Raw genomic sequence first — 16,111 nt, forward strand, 5'->3', positions numbered from 1 at the left:
ATCAATACTCCAAAAATATAATCAGAAATTAAGCGTAAAGAGCTTCTAAACGCGCATGAGCACGCTCAATTGCTGCTTCAACTTGAGCAGGTGCTGTTCCACCGATGTGGTTACGTGCATTGACAGAAGCTTCTAAAGTTAATGCTTTTTCAAAGACGTCAGCTTGAATTAAATCAGAGAATTGTTGAAGTTGTTCAAGCGTAAGTTCTGATAAATCCTTACCTTCTTGTACGCCAAGCGCAACTGCTTTACCGACGATTTCATGTGCATCGCGGAATGCAACACCATTTTTCACTAAGTAATCAGCAAGGTCGGTTGCTGTTGAGAAACCACGCAGCGCAGCTTCGCGCATTTCAGGAATATTTGGAACAAGCGCAGGAATCATGTCTGCGAAAGCCATTAAAGAGCCACGAACCGTATCAATAGCATCAAATAATGGTTCTTTATCTTCTTGGTTGTCTTTGTTATATGCCAAAGGTTGACCTTTCATGAGGGTTAGTAGACTCATTAAGTCACCATATACACGGCCTGTTTTACCACGAACAAGTTCAGGTACATCAGGATTTTTCTTCTGAGGCATGATTGAAGAGCCTGTGCAGAAGCGGTCAGGAATATTCACAAACTTGAATTGTGCAGATGTCCAAAGAATTAATTCTTCAGACATACGAGATAAGTGCATCATGATGAGTGATGCCGCAGCATTAAACTCAATACCAAAATCACGATCAGATACAGCATCTAATGAGTTTTCTGCAACTGCTTCAAACCCTAAAAGTTCTGCTGTATAAGCACGATCGATTGGATAAGTGGTACCTGCAAGCGCAGCAGAACCTAAAGGCATACGATTCACGCGTTTACGGCAGTCAATCAAACGTTCTGAGTCACGTACCAGCATTTCAAACCATGCCATTAAATGATGTCCAAACGTCACAGGCTGTGCAGTTTGAAGATGTGTAAAGCCAGGCATAATTGTATTTGTATTTTTAGCAGCCAAACCTAGAATGCCTTTTTGCAGTTTGTGTAATAACCCTAGGATGGCATCAATTTCATCACGTACATACAAACGAATATCCGTTGCTACTTGGTCATTACGGCTACGACCTGTATGTAATTTCTTCCCTGTAATCCCAATACGTTGTGTTAATCGAGATTCAATGTTCATGTGAACATCTTCTAAATCAATACGCCATTCGAAGTTGCCAGCTTCAATGTCCGCTTTAATTGCGGTTAAGCCTGCGATGATGTCATCACGCTCTTGTTCAGTGAGTACACCGACTTTTGCCAACATCGTTGCATGTGCGATTGAACCTGCAATATCTTGTTTATAAAAGCGTTGGTCAAATTGGACAGATGCTGTAAATTCAGCGACAAAGGCATCAGTTGCTTCGGAAAAACGACCGCCCCACATACCTGAAGTTTGGGCTTGTGACGGATTAGAGGAATTAGAAGATGTGGTCATGTCGGCTCAGTAAAAGAAAAAGCAGTAATTTTGCATCCAGTATAACAAATTCAAATCAAGATGCCGAAGTCTTGCCTATGGATAATTCTTCAAAAGATAAACAAGAATTTATTGATGCGAATTTCTTTGTACGTATTGGGCAATGGCAATATTTTGCAGAGTTATTTATTGCCAGTATTTTTTTGGCGTTATTGCTGTGCCTAGCAGAGTCACAGTCTTGGTCAAATTTACAGACATCACAAGTGATCAAGTATGTGCTTTATATCAATTGGGTGGTATTGGTCTTTATTGCCGTAATTGATTTATTTAGGGAGTTTTGGCAAAAACTAACCACTTTGCAGTCTGCGATTTATACATTTGTACTATTAGAACTCATCATCCTCTTCACTACTTGTAGTTTGAATTTTCTGTTTTTTTGGGGAAGTAACTTTTCTTTACAAAAATTTTCATGGTTACTTTTATTTGATCATGTGATTTTACACATGAGCTATGGCGTATTGTTGATCACTTTTTGTTTACGATATATCTATGTTCGGGGTGAGTGGTTAAAGCAGCAACAAGGTGAATTGAATGCTCGAATTCAAGCCATGCAAGCAAGAATACATCCACACTTTCTTTTTAATAGTTTAAATAGTGTGGTGAGTCTGATTGGGAGTGATCCAGATAAAGCAGAGCAAATGCTCATCGATCTTTCAAGGTTGTTTAGAGCAAGTTTTCAAGAGCTGAAAATTGTCACATTAAAAGAAGAAATCCAATTGTGTGAACATTATTTGGCGGTTGAAAAGCTAAGGTTGGGTTCGAGATTAAATGTGGAATGGAATATCTTGCAACCAGAGCAGTTGGGCCAAGCAAGTATTCCTTTTTTAACTTTACAGCCTTTAATTGAGAATAGTATCTTTCATGGGGTGGAGAAAAAGTTAATTGATGCAAAGATTGTCATATTGGTTGAAATATTACAAAATCAAGTCACTATAGTCATTACTAACCCTTATATAGCCGATAAAATGGCCAATAGGGAGGGGAATGGTATTGCGATAGAAAACGTGAAACAGCGTTTGAAAGCACACTATGGGTATACGGTACAGTTTAGGAGTCATGCAGGTAATGGAATTTACACGACTGTAGTCCAGTACCAATATAAATAAAATCAAGTTAATACATTAAAATAAGTAACGTTAACTTGAGCAAGGAGGAACAATGGACATCCTAATTTGTGATGATGAGCCACTCGCGGTTGAGCGCTTATCTCGCTTGGTCACTCAATTGGGGCATCAAGTTGTTGCAACTGCGCACCATGGAAAAGAAGCTTTGACCTTAGTGCAACAATATGAGCCTGATGTAATTTTACTTGACATCCAAATGCCTGAAATGGATGGTTTGACATGTGCTCAGCATCTTTCACAGCTAAACCCAATGCCCGCTATTGTTTTTTGCACGGCCTATGATGAGCATGCTTTGACTGCGATTCAGGCACAAGCGAAAGGCTATTTATTAAAACCGATTATCAAATCAGAATTAGAAAATACACTCAATAATTTAACTAAACTTACTCAAGCTCAAATGTCGAATATAGAGCAAAAAGAAAATATGGAAGAAAAACATCAACGTCAGCAAATCGCTGCGAAAACGTATCGTGGTCTTGAACTCATTCCTATCGAAAATGTTTACTATTTTCTAGCTGATCAGAAATACGTAACAGTACGACACAAAAACGGCAGTGTGTTGATTGATGAGACTTTAAAAGATCTAGAGCGTGAGTTTTCAAATAAATTTATACGAATTCATCGAAATGCGCTGATTGCATTGGATTATTTGGATGGATTGGAGTTGGTTGCTTCAGGCCAGTATCAAGTTCGTTGTCGTGAACTTGAAGAGAAATTGGCGGTCAGTCGCCGTCACTTACCTTTGCTTAGAGAAAGAATGCAAAATATTTAGTTGCCTAAAATTATAGTGATTGCCGAACAATTTACTTGCAATTTTGGGACAGCAGGGTAAGTTTAGGATGTCTAAAGTTTGGCAGCATTAAAATGATCAAAACCTTAAAAATTGCAACTCGTCAAAGTCCATTGGCTTTATGGCAAGCGGAGCATATTCGTGAGCGACTTGAGACCCTACATGCTGGCCTAAAAGTTGAGTTGGTGACGTTTGTGACCCAAGGTGATAAAATTTTAGACACTCCTTTAGCCAAGATTGGTGGAAAAGGTTTATTTGTTAAAGAGCTTGAGGCTGCATTACTTGATGGTCGTGCAGATCTTGCTGTCCATTCAATGAAAGATGTGCCGATGGCGCTCCCAGAAGGATTAAGTCTTGCCGTGATTTGTGAGCGAGAAGATCCTTTAGATGCTTTTGTTTCGAATAATTATAGCAAGTTTGAAGATTTGCCCCATGGTGCCAAAGTGGGAACTTCAAGTTTGCGTCGTAAATGTCAAATTTTAAAGGCCCGTCCAGATCTTGAGATTATAGATTTACGTGGAAATGTAGGCACAAGACTATCTAAGCTTGATGCTGGGCTTTACGATGCCATCATTTTGGCAAGCGCAGGCTTGAAACGTTTAGGTTTAGCAGAGCGTATTCGACACACGCTGGATGCACAGACGAGTTTACCCGCAGTTGGTCAAGGTGCATTAGGTCTTGAATGCCGAGGTGATGATGCACGCGTATTAGAGTTGATTCGACCTTTATTACATGCAGAAACAGATGCGTGTGTTCGTGCAGAACGTGCATTTAATACTTATCTAGAAGGTGGATGTCAGGTACCGATTGCGGGATATGCGACTTTAAATGATCAACAGATTCAATTAGAGGGGCGCGTAGGCAGTGTGGATGGTCAAACATTATTGGTTGCTAAAGTAGAAGGTCCAGTTGAACAAGCTGAAACGTTGGGTGTTTCACTTGCAAAAGCTTTGATTGACCAAGGTGCTGCTGATTTATTAAGAGCACTGTATAAATAAAACAATGAAATGAAGTTTATCAATACTCGACCTGCAGATCGTGCTAAGCCTCTCAATGAGGCACTGGTACGTGCAGGATATGAGCCTATCGAGTTATCTGTACTAGAGTTGGCTGCTGTTCATTGGAGTGATGAACTTGATCAGCTCTTTCAGCAATTAATTTCAGCACAAGTGATTGTGGTCGTCAGTCCAACAGCCGTTGAAGTTGGCATGCAGTTTCTCGAAAAATCGGGACTTAAATTGACCGATTTAAATCATATCAAATGGATTGCAGTTGGCCGGAAAACAGCTGAAGCTCTAAGTCGATATGGTGTTAAAAGTTTAGTTCCAGATGTTGAAACATCTGAAGGAATGTTAAGTCTTTCGGTTTTAACACAAAATGCTGATCTCAAACGTATTGCGTTTTGGCGGGGAGAAGGTGGCCGTCAGTTCATGATGCAGCAGTGTCGTACTGCTAAAATTGAAGTACTTAATTTTGTTTTATACTCCCGCTACTGCCCAAGTGATGCTCAAGATAAATTTAAACATCTACTTGAAGCATTCAATGCAAATCCACAACCTTATGCTGTATTGATTAGTAGTGAAGCCAGTTGGAAAAATTGGCTGAGTTTATGCAAAAATTATCCTGTATTTATGCAACACGGTCATTACTTGGTTTTAGCGGATCGGTTATATCAGATCGTGTGTATGTATCAACAGACCTCGAATACTAAATTTCAAATCACTCAAATTGCGGACTTAATGCCAGATACGATTTTGTCGCAGCTTGAAAGTGAACATAGGCACTCATGAAGAAAATTTTATATCTATTCATTTTAGGCTTAATCATTTGGTTGATTAAACTCAGCTATGATCATTTTTCATTACAAGAAAAAGTTGAGTTGCTACAACAAACTCAACATAAATCAGAGCAATTAGTGGCAAGTTTGAATGATCAGTTGGTAGCAATTCAGCGCTCAAATCAGCAGGTTTCGTCTCAATCCAATCCACCTCAGCAAAACAATAATCAACAAGAAATTCAATCTGAAATCAATCCAATCAAACTCTTAAGTCAAAAATTAGAGCTAATTCAATTTGCCTTAGATCAACATGAGTTTGTATATGCACTTGAGCAACTCAATCAACTGGATCAACTGGTTGAGCGCTTGGCTTTGGCAGATACATTGCAGGTTTCAATGCATCGAGCTGTTGAGCATGATCAAAAAATGATTCAACAATATGTTGTGGCAAAAAATATTCAAATTGCTCAGTTAGGTGACTTGCTTGAAAATATTGATGCAAATTTGAAAAATGAACAACAAGTACAGCAACTCACGAGTGATAACTCTTCGCAATCCTCATGGTTTGAGCGTGTATTCAAAGTTGAACGCGTTGATGAACAGATGCCGGTATTACTTAATCGAAGATTAGTTTTAAAAGAAGTTCAATTGAGAGTGTTATTTGCTCAAAGAGCACTACAACAAGGACAATACATTGATTATCAAAATGCACTGACCTCAATTATCGATGAACTGGATCAACTGCCTGATGCTGTGGCAATCAAAATAAAAAATAAAGCGAAACATCTCAAACAAGCACAACTTTTACCTGTCCCTAAATTGAACAGTAAAGCAATTTTAGAGGGCTAATCATGAAACATATTTTTATAGTTTATGCATTAGTTGGTTTAATGATATTAGCCGTGTTAAGTGTGCTGAGTTATCAAGAAGGGCCAGGTTATATTTACATACTTTGGCACGGTATTCAGATTCAAACGAACCTCTGGTTTGTTTCATTTTTTCTTCTATTCGTTGCTTTATCTCTTCATCTTTTATGGTTTTGGGTTGGAAAGATGAGATCAAGAGAGCAGCGTAAAATTCAACAAGTTACAGACTTTTCAAGGTTACATACGTATGAAAAATTAGGTGTTTTGTGGGTTTTGGAGGCCAACACAAAACAGCGAGAATATTTACAACCTGTGTTTGAGAACTCAGGATTACTCAAAGAGGTTATTCAGTCTCGTATATGGTTGAAGCAAGATCGTATTGATGATGCGTTGAGTGTTTTACAACAAAGTCCTGCAGATGCTTTTGAATTGGCTGAACTCCAGCGTATTGAAATTTATTTAGCTCAAGAGCTTCCAGATCAGGCTTTAACCCATTTAGAGTTTTTACATGGTCATATGCTGTCACCTTGGTTAAAAGATCTTGAAGATGCTTATCAGCATAAGTTGAATCATCTATGGGGTAGATTTGCGATTCAATATCCATGGCATTATTTAAAAGCCACGCAATATGGTCATTTAGATTTGGAACATAAAAAGAAATGGCTTTTAAAGCTACTCAATGATTTTGACAACGTTTCAAATACAGATTTAGAGCTTATTCAAATTCGGTATGCTCAAATGAGTGATCAAATTGTGTCGTCTTCATATGGTATTAAATCGTTATGGTTAAAACTTATTTCTCGCATTCCTGAGATGGCTTTTGATGAAACTCAACTTTCTTTGTCTTTATTAGAAGAACGGTTCGATCAGGATATTTTTTATTTATGGTTTCAACAACAATTGTTAAAACAAAATCCTGATTATGAAATGCTTGAAAACCAGATTGATCATTTTGAAATGAAATATCCTGGATTACCGATTTTGAGTTTTTCTAAATGGCATATTTATACTGCGACTCATCGTGAACAGGATGCTGAGGCATTATTGCAATTATATCCTGATCACCCTTTAATGAACTATTTAAGAATTAAATCTGTATTAAAAGGCGATGCTGTATTAACTCAGCAATTGAACAGTGTCTTTGAGACCCATAATAAATTTATTCAATTTAAGTTATGAGAATGATGAATGAAACAAATGAATGAGTACAAAGTCATTACCCATCAAAAAGTCGCTTGGGGTGATATGGATGCTTTTGGACATGTCAATAATGTGATTTATTATCGCTATATTGAAACTGCTCGAATAGAGTATTTGAATCAATTAGAAATCTTAGCGTTAGATATTAATACTGTTGTGGCTTCAAATAGTTGTAAATATCTTAAACCAGTGTTTTATCCTGATTATTTACGCATTGGAACTAAAGTGGTTGAATTGCGTAACTCTGCCTTCAGGATGGAATATACAGTTTGGAGTGAGCAACAGAATGAAATTGTGGCAATTGCTGAGGCCGTTATAGTTTGTGTGGATAAAAATACAATGCAAAAGGTTTTGATTCCAGAGCATATTAGAGAAAAAATAATAGAAATAGACTCGGTTAATTAATGTGTTAAATTATTTGTTTTATTTATGTATATTAAATAACATGATGGATTGATTAAAATAATTTATAACAATAAGATGGCGCTTTATAAATCTAATAATGATATTGAATTTTTTGGAGTAAATGTTATGCCTGATATTAGTAATTTATCTGTTGAAGAGTTAAGAAAGTTAACTGCTGAAGCCCAAGCTTTGATCGAGTCTAAGAAAGATCAGGAAATTGAAGATGCTTATCATCAGATTACTCAAATTGCTGAATCAGTGGGTATGTCTTTAGAGCAATTCATTGAATATGGTGCACAAAAGCGTAAGAAAAGCACGCGTAAATCTGTAGAGCCTCGTTATCGTAATAAAAATAATACTGCGGAGACTTGGACAGGGCGTGGAAAGAAGCCACGTTGGTTGGTTGCAGAGCTTGAAAAAGGTGCCAAATTAGAAGATTTCCTTATCTAATTTCACTGATTTGTCATGTAATGACACTAATATTAAAAAAACCAAGCAAATCTGCTTGGTTTTTTTATAAGTGAATTGGAGAAGTGTAAAATTTATGCATAATACCAAGATAGAAAATTTTCAAACATTTTGCGGTTAATTAGACTTAGATGTTGGTATACATGGAATGATAAAAAAATCAAAAAAAATGGTGTGGTTAAGCGTCGCTATCTTCGCTTTTTTATTATTTGTTTTTTTACAAGTTCCAGCATCGTGGCTCATTGCTAAATTTTATAAAAATAATCAAATTTTAAAAAATGTCAGTGGCAATATCTGGCAAGGTCAAGCAGATTGGCAAAAAGGAAATCTTGCAGGTTCTGTCATCTGGCAAACACGTCCTCTCGATCTGATTTTATTAAGAGCTGGTGCCAACTTAGAAATACATAGTGGTCAGACGCAACTCAACGGTGTGGTGGGTTATGGGCTTGGAAAAAAAATAATTATCAAAAATATGAATGGAAATATTGCCCCTGAAACACTCAAAACATTTGTGGATTGGCAATGGCCTCAGAATAGTATTCAGTTGAAGGATGTAGCATTTCAATTCAAACAAAACGATGGTTTTGCAAAAACCGCCGGAGAGATGCAATGGGGTGGTGGTACGCTAACTTATACCTTTGCCCAGAAACAAGAACGAATGAATATGCCATCTTTAAAAGGGCAATTTTCAGACGAAGCTGGAAAACTGCTCATTGATGTACAAGATCAGCGCGGGCAAAAAATGGCCAACCTTAGTTTAGATCCTGCATTAATGTTGGATGCACAGGTGACCCAAAGATTATTAATGAATGTGCCTTCATATGATGGTAAAGCTGGTTTGGATACCTTTGTTGTCAGTACGAGACAGCCACTGCTGAGTGGAGGCTTCTAATGAAGGGATTCCAAGATAAGTTTTCACAAATTTCATTTAAAGATTTAGATCGAATTGCTCCGCTTACTTTATTTATTCTGATTTTAATCTTAATGTGGAAGCTCGCTTCATTATTTTGGTTGGTGGTTGCACCACCGCAAGTCATGCAAGTTGAGCGAGTCGCATTAGGTTCGCAGCAACCTCCTGTTCCGAATATATCGAGTTTCTCTTTGTTTCAAGAAACAGGTGCGCAAGTAAGTGCTGCTGATGCTAATTTAGCGCTTACGTTGCAAGGGGTTGTGGTTTCGACGCCGAGTAGTCAATCTTCAGCGGTGATTAAAGTTCGAGAGGTTGCTGATCGTTATACCATTGGACAAACTTTGGAAGGAAGTTCTTATCAGCTTTCAGAAGTATATTGGGATCATGTGGTATTGAAAAAGCCGAGTGGTGCGACGACTGAGTTGAGATTTACCGGAATAGAAAATCTTAATCAGCCGCTGGTACCTGATGCACAGCAGAATTCTGCTAACGCAACTTCGAATTCAGGTCAAACGACTACTCAAAATGCCATTGGTCAGGCAATCAATCAAATTCAAGAAAATCGTGAACAATACTTAAGTAATATGGGTGTCAACACTGACAGTGGTCAAGGTTATGAAGTCACGGATCGAACGCCTGCATTTTTGAGAAGCAAACTGGGATTAAGACCTGGTGATCGCGTTTTATCCTTGAATGGGCAGTCAGTCGGTCAAGGACAAAGCGATGCACAACTGCTAGAACAGGCTAAACGAGAAGGTAAAGTTCGCATTGAAGTAAAACGAGGTGATCAAGTGATGACCTTCCAACAAGAATTTTAAAATGTGTAAATTTGCATAAAGTATTAGGAAATATAACAAGTTATGGATTTTTTAAATCGAAATCGGTCACTTTGGGCGATGGTCGCAGTAGCACCAGTATTGGCTGTCGCAAGTACCGCTGCGCAAGCGCAAACTTGGAAAATTAACCTGCGTGATGCAGATTTAACTGCATTTATTAATGAAGTGGCAGATATCACGGGAAAAAACTTCGCAGTTGATCCGCGGGTTCGGGGTAATGTGACGGTCATTTCAAATAAGGCTTTAAACAAAGCTGAAGTCTATGATTTGTTCTTGGGTGTGTTAAACGTTAATGGCGTTGTTGCTGTACCTGCGGGTAACACTATCCGCTTAGTCCCTGACAATAATGTAAAAAATTCAGGTGTGCCTTTTGATGCCTCTCGGAACGCACGAGGTGATCAAGTGGTCACTCGTGTCATTTGGCTGGAAAATACTAACCCCAATGATCTAATACCCGCGTTAAGACCACTCATGCCGCAATTTGCGCATTTGGCGGCGGTACAAGGTACAAATGCGCTTATAGTCTCAGATCGTGCGAATAATATTGCACAGCTTGAAACGATTATTCGTAATTTAGATGGAACGGGACAAAACGATATTGAGGCTATTAGCTTGCAGTCTAGCCAAGCTGAAGAGCTGATAGTTTTGTTGGATTCAATGTCTTCTACGGGGGGTGCCAAAGACATTTCAGGTTCTCGAGTACGTATTATCGCAGATGCACGTACTAATAGGATTTTGATCAAGGGTGATCCAAGTACTCGTAAACGCATTCGTCAAATGATCGAAATGCTTGATGTTCCTTCAGCTGATCGCTTAGGCGGTCTAAAAGTATTTAAGCTTAAGTATGCAAGCGCAAAAAATTTGGCTGAAATTTTACAAGGTTTAGTATCTGGTCAGGCGGTGAATAGTACCAGTAATTCAAATAGTTCAAGCTCCAATTCAAGTGCTAGTAACTCATTAATTAATAATACCTCGAGTAATACGTCTTCAAATGGGAGTGTGAATACCCCAGCGATTAATTTGAATAGTGGTTCAAATCAAAATCAACAAGATATTACAAGTTTTAATAGTAATGGCGTGAGTATTATTGCTGATGGTGCACAAAATGCATTAGTGGTAAAAGCAGATCCTCAACTCATGCGTGAAATTGAATCTGCTATTCATCAACTTGACGTGCGTCGTCAACAAATTCTCATTGAGGCTGCTATTGTTGAAGTTGAAGGAAATGACGTAGATCAATTGGGTGTTCAGTGGGCACTAGGTGACATCAGTAGTGGTATTGGTGTAATCAATTTTGATAAAGCGGGTGTGGGGCTGAGTCAATTGGCTTCTGGATTCCTTGGTAATGTAGCTACGGGTGCTGGTTTGATTGGAGCTGGTGCTTCATTGGCCTTAGGTGAATATAAAGAAGGTGCGAATGGATCGCGTAAACTGTATGGAGCACTGATACAGGCATTAAAGACCAATACTAAGTCGAACTTACTGTCTACACCATCGATTGTCACCATGGATAACGAGGAAGCTTATATCGTTGTGGGTGAGAATGTCCCATTCCAGACAGGATCTGTGACAACGACAGGTGGAACAGCAAACCCTTATACTTCAATTGAGCGTAAAGATGTTGGTGTAACATTAAAGGTCATTCCGCAAATTGGTGAAGGTGGAACAGTTCGTCTTGCTGTAGAACAAGAAGTATCCTCGGTGAAGCCAGATAGTGGTGAGGCGAAAGACTTGGTGACCACTAAGCGTGCCATAAAAACCTCGATTTTGGCTGAAAATGGTCAAACAATTGTACTGGGTGGTCTGATTTCAGATGATACTAAGTTAACGCGTCAAGGCGTCCCAGGTTTAAGCTCGATTCCTGGTTTGGGTAGACTGTTTAGAGCAGATGCAAAGAATAATGTGAAACGAAACCTACTCGTTTTTATTCATCCAACAATCGTAGGAGATACGGCTGATATTCGTAGATTGTCACAGCAACGCTATGACCGTTTATACAGTTTGCAGTTAGCGCTAGATGGTGATGGAACATTTAAGAAGCTACCGGATAATGTTGATGATATCTTCCAACAGCGGTTGCCTGTATCAAGTACTCCTCAACCCGTTAAGCCTATCGTAGTGCCATCAACGCCTCAAGCAGTAGAGTCACAGGTACAGCGTTATACTGCTCCGACAGCACAGTCTAAGCCAGTAGGGCGTGTGATTGAACGTCCAAATGTCATCGTGACTCAGGATCCTGTGGTGAAATCAACGCGAGTGCTGCCAAAGCCTGTGATTTACAATCAAGTTGCCACAACAAATACAAACAATGCCCAAGTCGTGGTGGAAACCCCTGTCGCGATTGAGCCAAAACAAGATGTGCAAAGAACACAAAATACGGTCACAACCACGACATTGAGACCATCTCGATAACATGCGTTCAATGTGAATCTCGAAAACAGCCATGTTAAAATGTCAAAACTTGAATAATGGATCGAAACTATGACTTGGAAATTACAAACAATTACTGGCGAATTTGCGGGTAAAGAAGTTGATATCGATCGAGACATGTTGGTGGGTCGTCATCAAGATGCAGATATTTTGATTCAGTCTGCAGATGTATCACGTCGTCATGCTGCTTTGTTTCTAAAAGAGCAGGTGCTCACTGTTCAAGACTTAGGTTCGTCAAATGGCACGTTTATTAACGATACAAAAGTTGCTGAAGGCGAAACTATTGTTAAAGATGGCGATATTCTGCAATTTGCTAGCCATAAATTTTCAGTTTTAGCACCTGCGCAATCTGCACAAACATTACAAGATGTTCAGCAGCCTAGCGAAGCAATCGCAACAGCTGAAATTTCTTCAAAGGTTGCAGTAGAGAAGACAGCAGCAGCTAAAATGCTTGAGCAGGGTATGCCTGATCTGAAAGAGCGAGATAGCTCAGTTCAGCTTACTCGAGATGGTATGCCTCAAAATGTAGGAATTCCTAAACCAGCCCCAATTCCTGAAGGAGTTGATGTTAATACAACTGTCAATAAGCATGAAGCGTGTGAGGTAAATATTCCTGCAGCTTGTACGGAAAAAGAGTTGGAAACTCAAAAAAATGCCAATATTGGCTTAATGGCATTATTGGTGTTAGTGATTGTGGCACTGGTTGCCTGGTTTATTTTCAACTAAGTTGCATGTGATTTTTTAAGGCATGCTTTCGCATGCCTTTTTTGTTAGGTTTAAAATAATGAATATTGCGAATTTGGAACAGCGTGACTTAATTCTTTTTGATCTGGATGGAACTTTGGTTGATTCGGCATTTGATCTATATCGTGCCATGAATATGAGTTTGAATGTATTAGAACTGCCTTTGGTCACAGAATCTCAAGTTCGAAATTGGATTGGCAAAGGGACTTCATTGTTCTGTCAGAGTGTTTTAATGCATCTGACTGGGCGTGTAGAGCCTTCTGAGCATCAACAATTATTGGATACTTTTTTAGAAATTTATAATGCCGAACCGTGCGTGGATACGCGTCCATTTCACGGCATTATCGAATTTTTAGAGTGGGGTCGAGCTCATCAAAAAAAAATGGTGTGTGTCACGAATAAGCCGGAATTACCCGCTAGAAAAATATTGGCTGAATTAAAGATGGATCACTATTTTGTGGATACGGTGGGTGGAGATCGTTTTGAGGTGAGAAAACCAGATCCTAAACCTTTGTTGCATTGTGTTGAGGCCTTTGGAACTGATCTGGACAATACCTTGATGATTGGTGACTCATCGAATGATGTAGAGGCAGCGCGCCGTGCGGGTATTGATTGTATTGTCGTAAGCTATGGTTATAATCATGGCGAAGATATTCAGCTATGTAAGCCGCAACAAGTAGTTGATGATTTAACTGTGTTGATTTCTAAGTAAGTTGTAATAAATAAAGAAGGGTAGAGGAATGAATAGTTTTAATGTTTTTCGATGGCGTCTCTCAGCGCAGACTTTATAGAACATTCAATATGCATCGAAAACTACAGAGAATTCCTCATGACAACATCAACTCAATTTCAACAGCTTCAATCGCAAGGTTTTAACCTAATTCCAGTTTATCGCCAACGCTTAGCTGATACTGACACTCCATTGTCAGTATTTGCACGTTTAAAACAACATCAACAAGCCTATTTATTTGAGTCTGTAGAAGGTGGTGAAAACTGGGCGCGTTACTCGATTATTGGTCTGGGCGAGTCAACGGTATTCTCTTGCAATGAAGGACAGTTAACAATTCAGAAAGCTGATGGCCAAGTCGAATCGTTTGAGTGTCAAGATCCTTTCCAGTATATCCGTGACTTTCAATCGCAGTTCAAAGTGCCATCAAAAGCAGAACTCCCAGATTTGCCCAACTTTACAGGGGGCTTGGTGGGCTATTTGGGTTATGACGCGGTACGCTATATTGAACCGCGCTTAAATAACGTTCCTGATGCTGATCCTGTTGGATTGCCAGATTTATGGCTCATGTTGTCTAAAACAGTTGTAGTTTTTGATAATTTAAAAGACACGCTATTTATTATCGTACATGCGGATACACAGGATGCGGATGCTTTTAATAAAGCACAAAGCCAGCTGGATGAAATTGAATCATTACTTGCCACACCGGTGAGCTTGCAGGCAAAGCCTCACACGGCCCCTCATTTTGAATCATTAACAGGTAAAGAAAAATTCTTAGAATCGATTGAAACTGTTAAAGAATACATTCGTGCAGGTGATGTGATGCAGGTGGTTCCTGGTCATCGCATGGTATCGGACTTTGATGGTGATCCTTTACAAGTATATCGTGCATTACGTCATCTTAATCCTTCACCATATCTGTTTTTAGTACAAGGAAAGACGCTTAGTGATGAAAAGCCATTTTATATTGTGGGCTCATCACCTGAAATTTTATCGCGTTTAGAAAATGGAGTGGCGACTGTGCGCCCATTAGCGGGCACACGACCACGAGGTAAAACCAAAGAAGAAGATTTAGCGCTGGAAAAAGATTTACTTTCCGATGAGAAAGAAATCGCAGAGCACTTAATGTTGATTGATTTGGGTCGCAATGATATTGGGCGTGTATCAAAAATCGGTAAAGTGCAAGTCACTGATCAAATGGTGATCGAACGTTATTCACATGTCATGCATATTGTTTCTAATGTGCAAGGGGAAGTTGAGGAAGGCGTAGATGCTTTGGATGTTTTTAAAGCAACATTCCCTGCAGGAACACTTTCTGGGGCACCAAAAATTCGTGCTATGGAAATTATTGACGAAGTTGAGCCAGTAAAACGTGGAATTTTTGGCGGTGCTGTTGGTTATTTAGGCTGGCATGGTGAAATGGACATGTCTATCGCGATTAGAACCTGTGTTATTCGCGAAAATAAGGTTTATGTACAGGCTGGTGCGGGTCTTGTTGCAGACTCAAATCCTGATTCTGAGTGGAATGAAACCCAAATAAAAGCTCGCGCAGTGATCAAAGCGGTTGAATTATCATCAAACGGATTGATTTTGTGAGTTTTTAGGGTTTTTTTTGAAAAAAACACTTGCACGGATTTCAAGTTTTGCTAAACTGCACACCGTTCCGATACGAAACGTACGAAACACTAAGAAACGCCGGCATAGCTCAGTTGGTAGAGCAACTGACTTGTAATCAGTAGGTCCACAGTTCGAATCCGTGTGCCGGCACCATCTTAGAGAGTTTAAGTAGTCGAGTAAAGAACAACACTGAAGTAAGTGTAAATGGTGAGATTCCCGAGCGGTCAAAGGGAGCAGACTGTAACTCTGCCGCGTAAGCTTCGAAGGTTCGAATCCTTCTCTCACCACCAATTTTAAAACTTCGATCTAGTGTCTTACCAATATGCGGGAGTAGCTCAGTTGGTAGAGCGGCAGCCTTCCAAGCTGCATGTCGCGAGTTCGACCCTCGTCTCCCGCTCCATCGAAGTATTAAATGCTCTTATAGCTCAGTGGTAGAGCACTCCCTTGGTAAGGGAGAGGTCTCGAGTTCAAATCTCGATAAGAGCTCCAGATATACAGTTTAGTAGAAATTTCTACAAAGTTTTAAAGAAAGCAGGCTTATTAGTCTGCTTTTCAAGTATTTAAAGTGTCATTTTTTTTGGCGACAGGTCGATACTGAACAATCTTAGAATTGTGTTCGACGTAAACGAGGAAGATCTCATGGCTAAGGCTAAGTTTGAACGTAATAAGCCACACGTTAACGTGGGCACAATCGGTCACGTTGACCATGGTAAAACAAC

Annotated in this window: 15 protein-coding genes, 4 tRNA genes and 1 pseudogene; 19 read left to right on the forward strand and 1 reads right to left on the reverse strand. The window is 39.4% G+C overall.

Annotated features, from left to right (window positions below; translation table 11 throughout):
• Positions 1–28: 28 nt before the first annotated feature.
• Positions 29–1,459, reverse strand: a complete 1,431-nt coding sequence (gene argH, locus AC1M9L_RS08640) for an argininosuccinate lyase (RefSeq protein WP_051586571.1) — start codon at positions 1,457–1,459, stop codon at positions 29–31.
• Here argH and AC1M9L_RS08645 point away from each other — a divergent pair.
• The 19 genes and pseudogenes from AC1M9L_RS08645 to AC1M9L_RS08735 form a co-directional block, all read left to right on the forward strand.
• On the forward strand, positions 1,450–2,604 hold the full coding sequence (locus AC1M9L_RS08645; RefSeq protein WP_035267548.1) for a sensor histidine kinase: 1,155 nt from the start codon (positions 1,450–1,452) through the stop codon (positions 2,602–2,604). The two genes, argH and AC1M9L_RS08645, sit on opposite strands and share 10 nt — an antisense overlap.
• A 52-nt stretch (positions 2,605–2,656) precedes the next feature.
• The gene (locus AC1M9L_RS08650) at positions 2,657–3,394 is read left to right on the forward strand and encodes a LytR/AlgR family response regulator transcription factor (protein ID WP_092766460.1); all 738 of its coding nucleotides are present in this window, start codon (positions 2,657–2,659) and stop codon (positions 3,392–3,394) included.
• 95 nt (positions 3,395–3,489) lie between these two features.
• Complete coding sequence (gene hemC / locus AC1M9L_RS08655; RefSeq protein WP_481591893.1) at positions 3,490–4,410, forward strand: hydroxymethylbilane synthase; 921 nt, start codon at positions 3,490–3,492, stop codon at positions 4,408–4,410.
• A gap of 9 nt (positions 4,411–4,419) precedes the next feature.
• The gene (locus AC1M9L_RS08660) at positions 4,420–5,202 is read left to right on the forward strand and encodes a uroporphyrinogen-III synthase (protein ID WP_481591886.1); all 783 of its coding nucleotides are present in this window, start codon (positions 4,420–4,422) and stop codon (positions 5,200–5,202) included.
• Positions 5,199–6,038 (forward strand): hypothetical protein, encoded by an 840-nt coding sequence (locus AC1M9L_RS08665; protein ID WP_035267542.1) that lies wholly within the window; start codon positions 5,199–5,201, stop codon positions 6,036–6,038. Before AC1M9L_RS08660 ends, AC1M9L_RS08665 begins: the two co-directional genes overlap by 4 nt.
• A 2-nt stretch (positions 6,039–6,040) precedes the next feature.
• Positions 6,041–7,234, forward strand: a complete 1,194-nt coding sequence (locus AC1M9L_RS08670; RefSeq protein ID WP_481590122.1) for a heme biosynthesis protein HemY — start codon at positions 6,041–6,043, stop codon at positions 7,232–7,234.
• Positions 7,235–7,243: 9 nt separating this feature from the next.
• The gene (locus AC1M9L_RS08675) at positions 7,244–7,660 is read left to right on the forward strand and encodes an acyl-CoA thioesterase (protein WP_035267539.1); all 417 of its coding nucleotides are present in this window, start codon (positions 7,244–7,246) and stop codon (positions 7,658–7,660) included.
• Positions 7,661–7,786: 126 nt separating this feature from the next.
• Entirely contained in the window at positions 7,787–8,110 is a 324-nt protein-coding gene (locus AC1M9L_RS08680) for an H-NS histone family protein (RefSeq protein WP_035267603.1), read from the forward strand.
• A 166-nt stretch (positions 8,111–8,276) separates the two neighbouring features.
• On the forward strand, positions 8,277–9,020 hold the full coding sequence (gene gspN / locus AC1M9L_RS08685; protein ID WP_092766456.1) for a type II secretion system protein N: 744 nt from the start codon (positions 8,277–8,279) through the stop codon (positions 9,018–9,020).
• The gene (locus tag AC1M9L_RS08690; protein WP_481591887.1) at positions 9,020–9,856 is read left to right on the forward strand and encodes a type II secretion system protein N; all 837 of its coding nucleotides are present in this window, start codon (positions 9,020–9,022) and stop codon (positions 9,854–9,856) included. The genes gspN and AC1M9L_RS08690 overlap by 1 nt, the downstream gene beginning before the upstream one ends.
• A 42-nt stretch (positions 9,857–9,898) precedes the next feature.
• Positions 9,899–12,286 carry a type II secretion system secretin GspD gene (gene gspD / locus AC1M9L_RS08695; RefSeq protein WP_481591888.1) on the forward strand — a complete coding sequence of 796 codons (2,388 nt, stop codon included), beginning with the start codon at positions 9,899–9,901 and terminating at the stop codon, positions 12,284–12,286.
• Positions 12,287–12,355: 69 nt separating this feature from the next.
• Entirely contained in the window at positions 12,356–13,030 is a 675-nt protein-coding gene (locus AC1M9L_RS08700) for an FHA domain-containing protein (RefSeq protein WP_481591889.1), read from the forward strand.
• A gap of 58 nt (positions 13,031–13,088) precedes the next feature.
• A complete protein-coding gene (locus AC1M9L_RS08705) occupies positions 13,089–13,760 on the forward strand; it encodes an HAD-IA family hydrolase (RefSeq protein ID WP_035270445.1) in 672 nt (223 codons plus the stop codon).
• Positions 13,761–13,877: 117 nt separating this feature from the next.
• A complete protein-coding gene (gene trpE, locus AC1M9L_RS08710) occupies positions 13,878–15,371 on the forward strand; it encodes an anthranilate synthase component I (RefSeq protein WP_481591890.1) in 1,494 nt (497 codons plus the stop codon).
• Between the two features lie 98 nt (positions 15,372–15,469).
• Positions 15,470–15,545, forward strand: a tRNA-Thr gene (locus tag AC1M9L_RS08715).
• Between the two features lie 53 nt (positions 15,546–15,598).
• Positions 15,599–15,682 (forward strand) — tRNA-Tyr (locus tag AC1M9L_RS08720).
• Between the two features lie 34 nt (positions 15,683–15,716).
• Positions 15,717–15,792 (forward strand) — tRNA-Gly (locus tag AC1M9L_RS08725).
• Positions 15,793–15,806: 14 nt separating this feature from the next.
• Positions 15,807–15,881 (forward strand) — tRNA-Thr (locus AC1M9L_RS08730).
• A gap of 150 nt (positions 15,882–16,031) precedes the next feature.
• Positions 16,032–16,111, forward strand: a pseudogene (locus AC1M9L_RS08735) (hypothetical protein); the annotation flags it as partial.

This window comes from Acinetobacter sp. ANC_7511, assembly GCF_056779975.1.

What these genes read in the sequence shown, in the direction of transcription:
- AC1M9L_RS08645 (WP_035267548.1), top strand. Translation starts at nt 1,450, where the DNA reads ATGTGGTCATGTCGGCTCAGTAAAAGAAAAAGCAGTAATTTTGCATCC.
- argH (WP_051586571.1), bottom strand. Translation starts at nt 1,459, where the DNA reads ATGACCACATCTTCTAATTCCTCTAATCCGTCACAAGCCCAAACTTCA.
- AC1M9L_RS08650 (WP_092766460.1), top strand. Translation starts at nt 2,657, where the DNA reads ATGGACATCCTAATTTGTGATGATGAGCCACTCGCGGTTGAGCGCTTA.
- AC1M9L_RS08660 (WP_481591886.1), top strand. Translation starts at nt 4,420, where the DNA reads ATGAAGTTTATCAATACTCGACCTGCAGATCGTGCTAAGCCTCTCAAT.
- AC1M9L_RS08665 (WP_035267542.1), top strand. Translation starts at nt 5,199, where the DNA reads ATGAAGAAAATTTTATATCTATTCATTTTAGGCTTAATCATTTGGTTG.
- AC1M9L_RS08670 (WP_481590122.1), top strand. Translation starts at nt 6,041, where the DNA reads ATGAAACATATTTTTATAGTTTATGCATTAGTTGGTTTAATGATATTA.
- AC1M9L_RS08675 (WP_035267539.1), top strand. Translation starts at nt 7,244, where the DNA reads ATGAAACAAATGAATGAGTACAAAGTCATTACCCATCAAAAAGTCGCT.
- AC1M9L_RS08680 (WP_035267603.1), top strand. Translation starts at nt 7,787, where the DNA reads ATGCCTGATATTAGTAATTTATCTGTTGAAGAGTTAAGAAAGTTAACT.
- gspN (WP_092766456.1), top strand. Translation starts at nt 8,277, where the DNA reads ATGATAAAAAAATCAAAAAAAATGGTGTGGTTAAGCGTCGCTATCTTC.
- AC1M9L_RS08690 (WP_481591887.1), top strand. Translation starts at nt 9,020, where the DNA reads ATGAAGGGATTCCAAGATAAGTTTTCACAAATTTCATTTAAAGATTTA.
- gspD (WP_481591888.1), top strand. Translation starts at nt 9,899, where the DNA reads ATGGATTTTTTAAATCGAAATCGGTCACTTTGGGCGATGGTCGCAGTA.
- AC1M9L_RS08700 (WP_481591889.1), top strand. Translation starts at nt 12,356, where the DNA reads ATGACTTGGAAATTACAAACAATTACTGGCGAATTTGCGGGTAAAGAA.
- AC1M9L_RS08705 (WP_035270445.1), top strand. Translation starts at nt 13,089, where the DNA reads ATGAATATTGCGAATTTGGAACAGCGTGACTTAATTCTTTTTGATCTG.
- trpE (WP_481591890.1), top strand. Translation starts at nt 13,878, where the DNA reads ATGACAACATCAACTCAATTTCAACAGCTTCAATCGCAAGGTTTTAAC.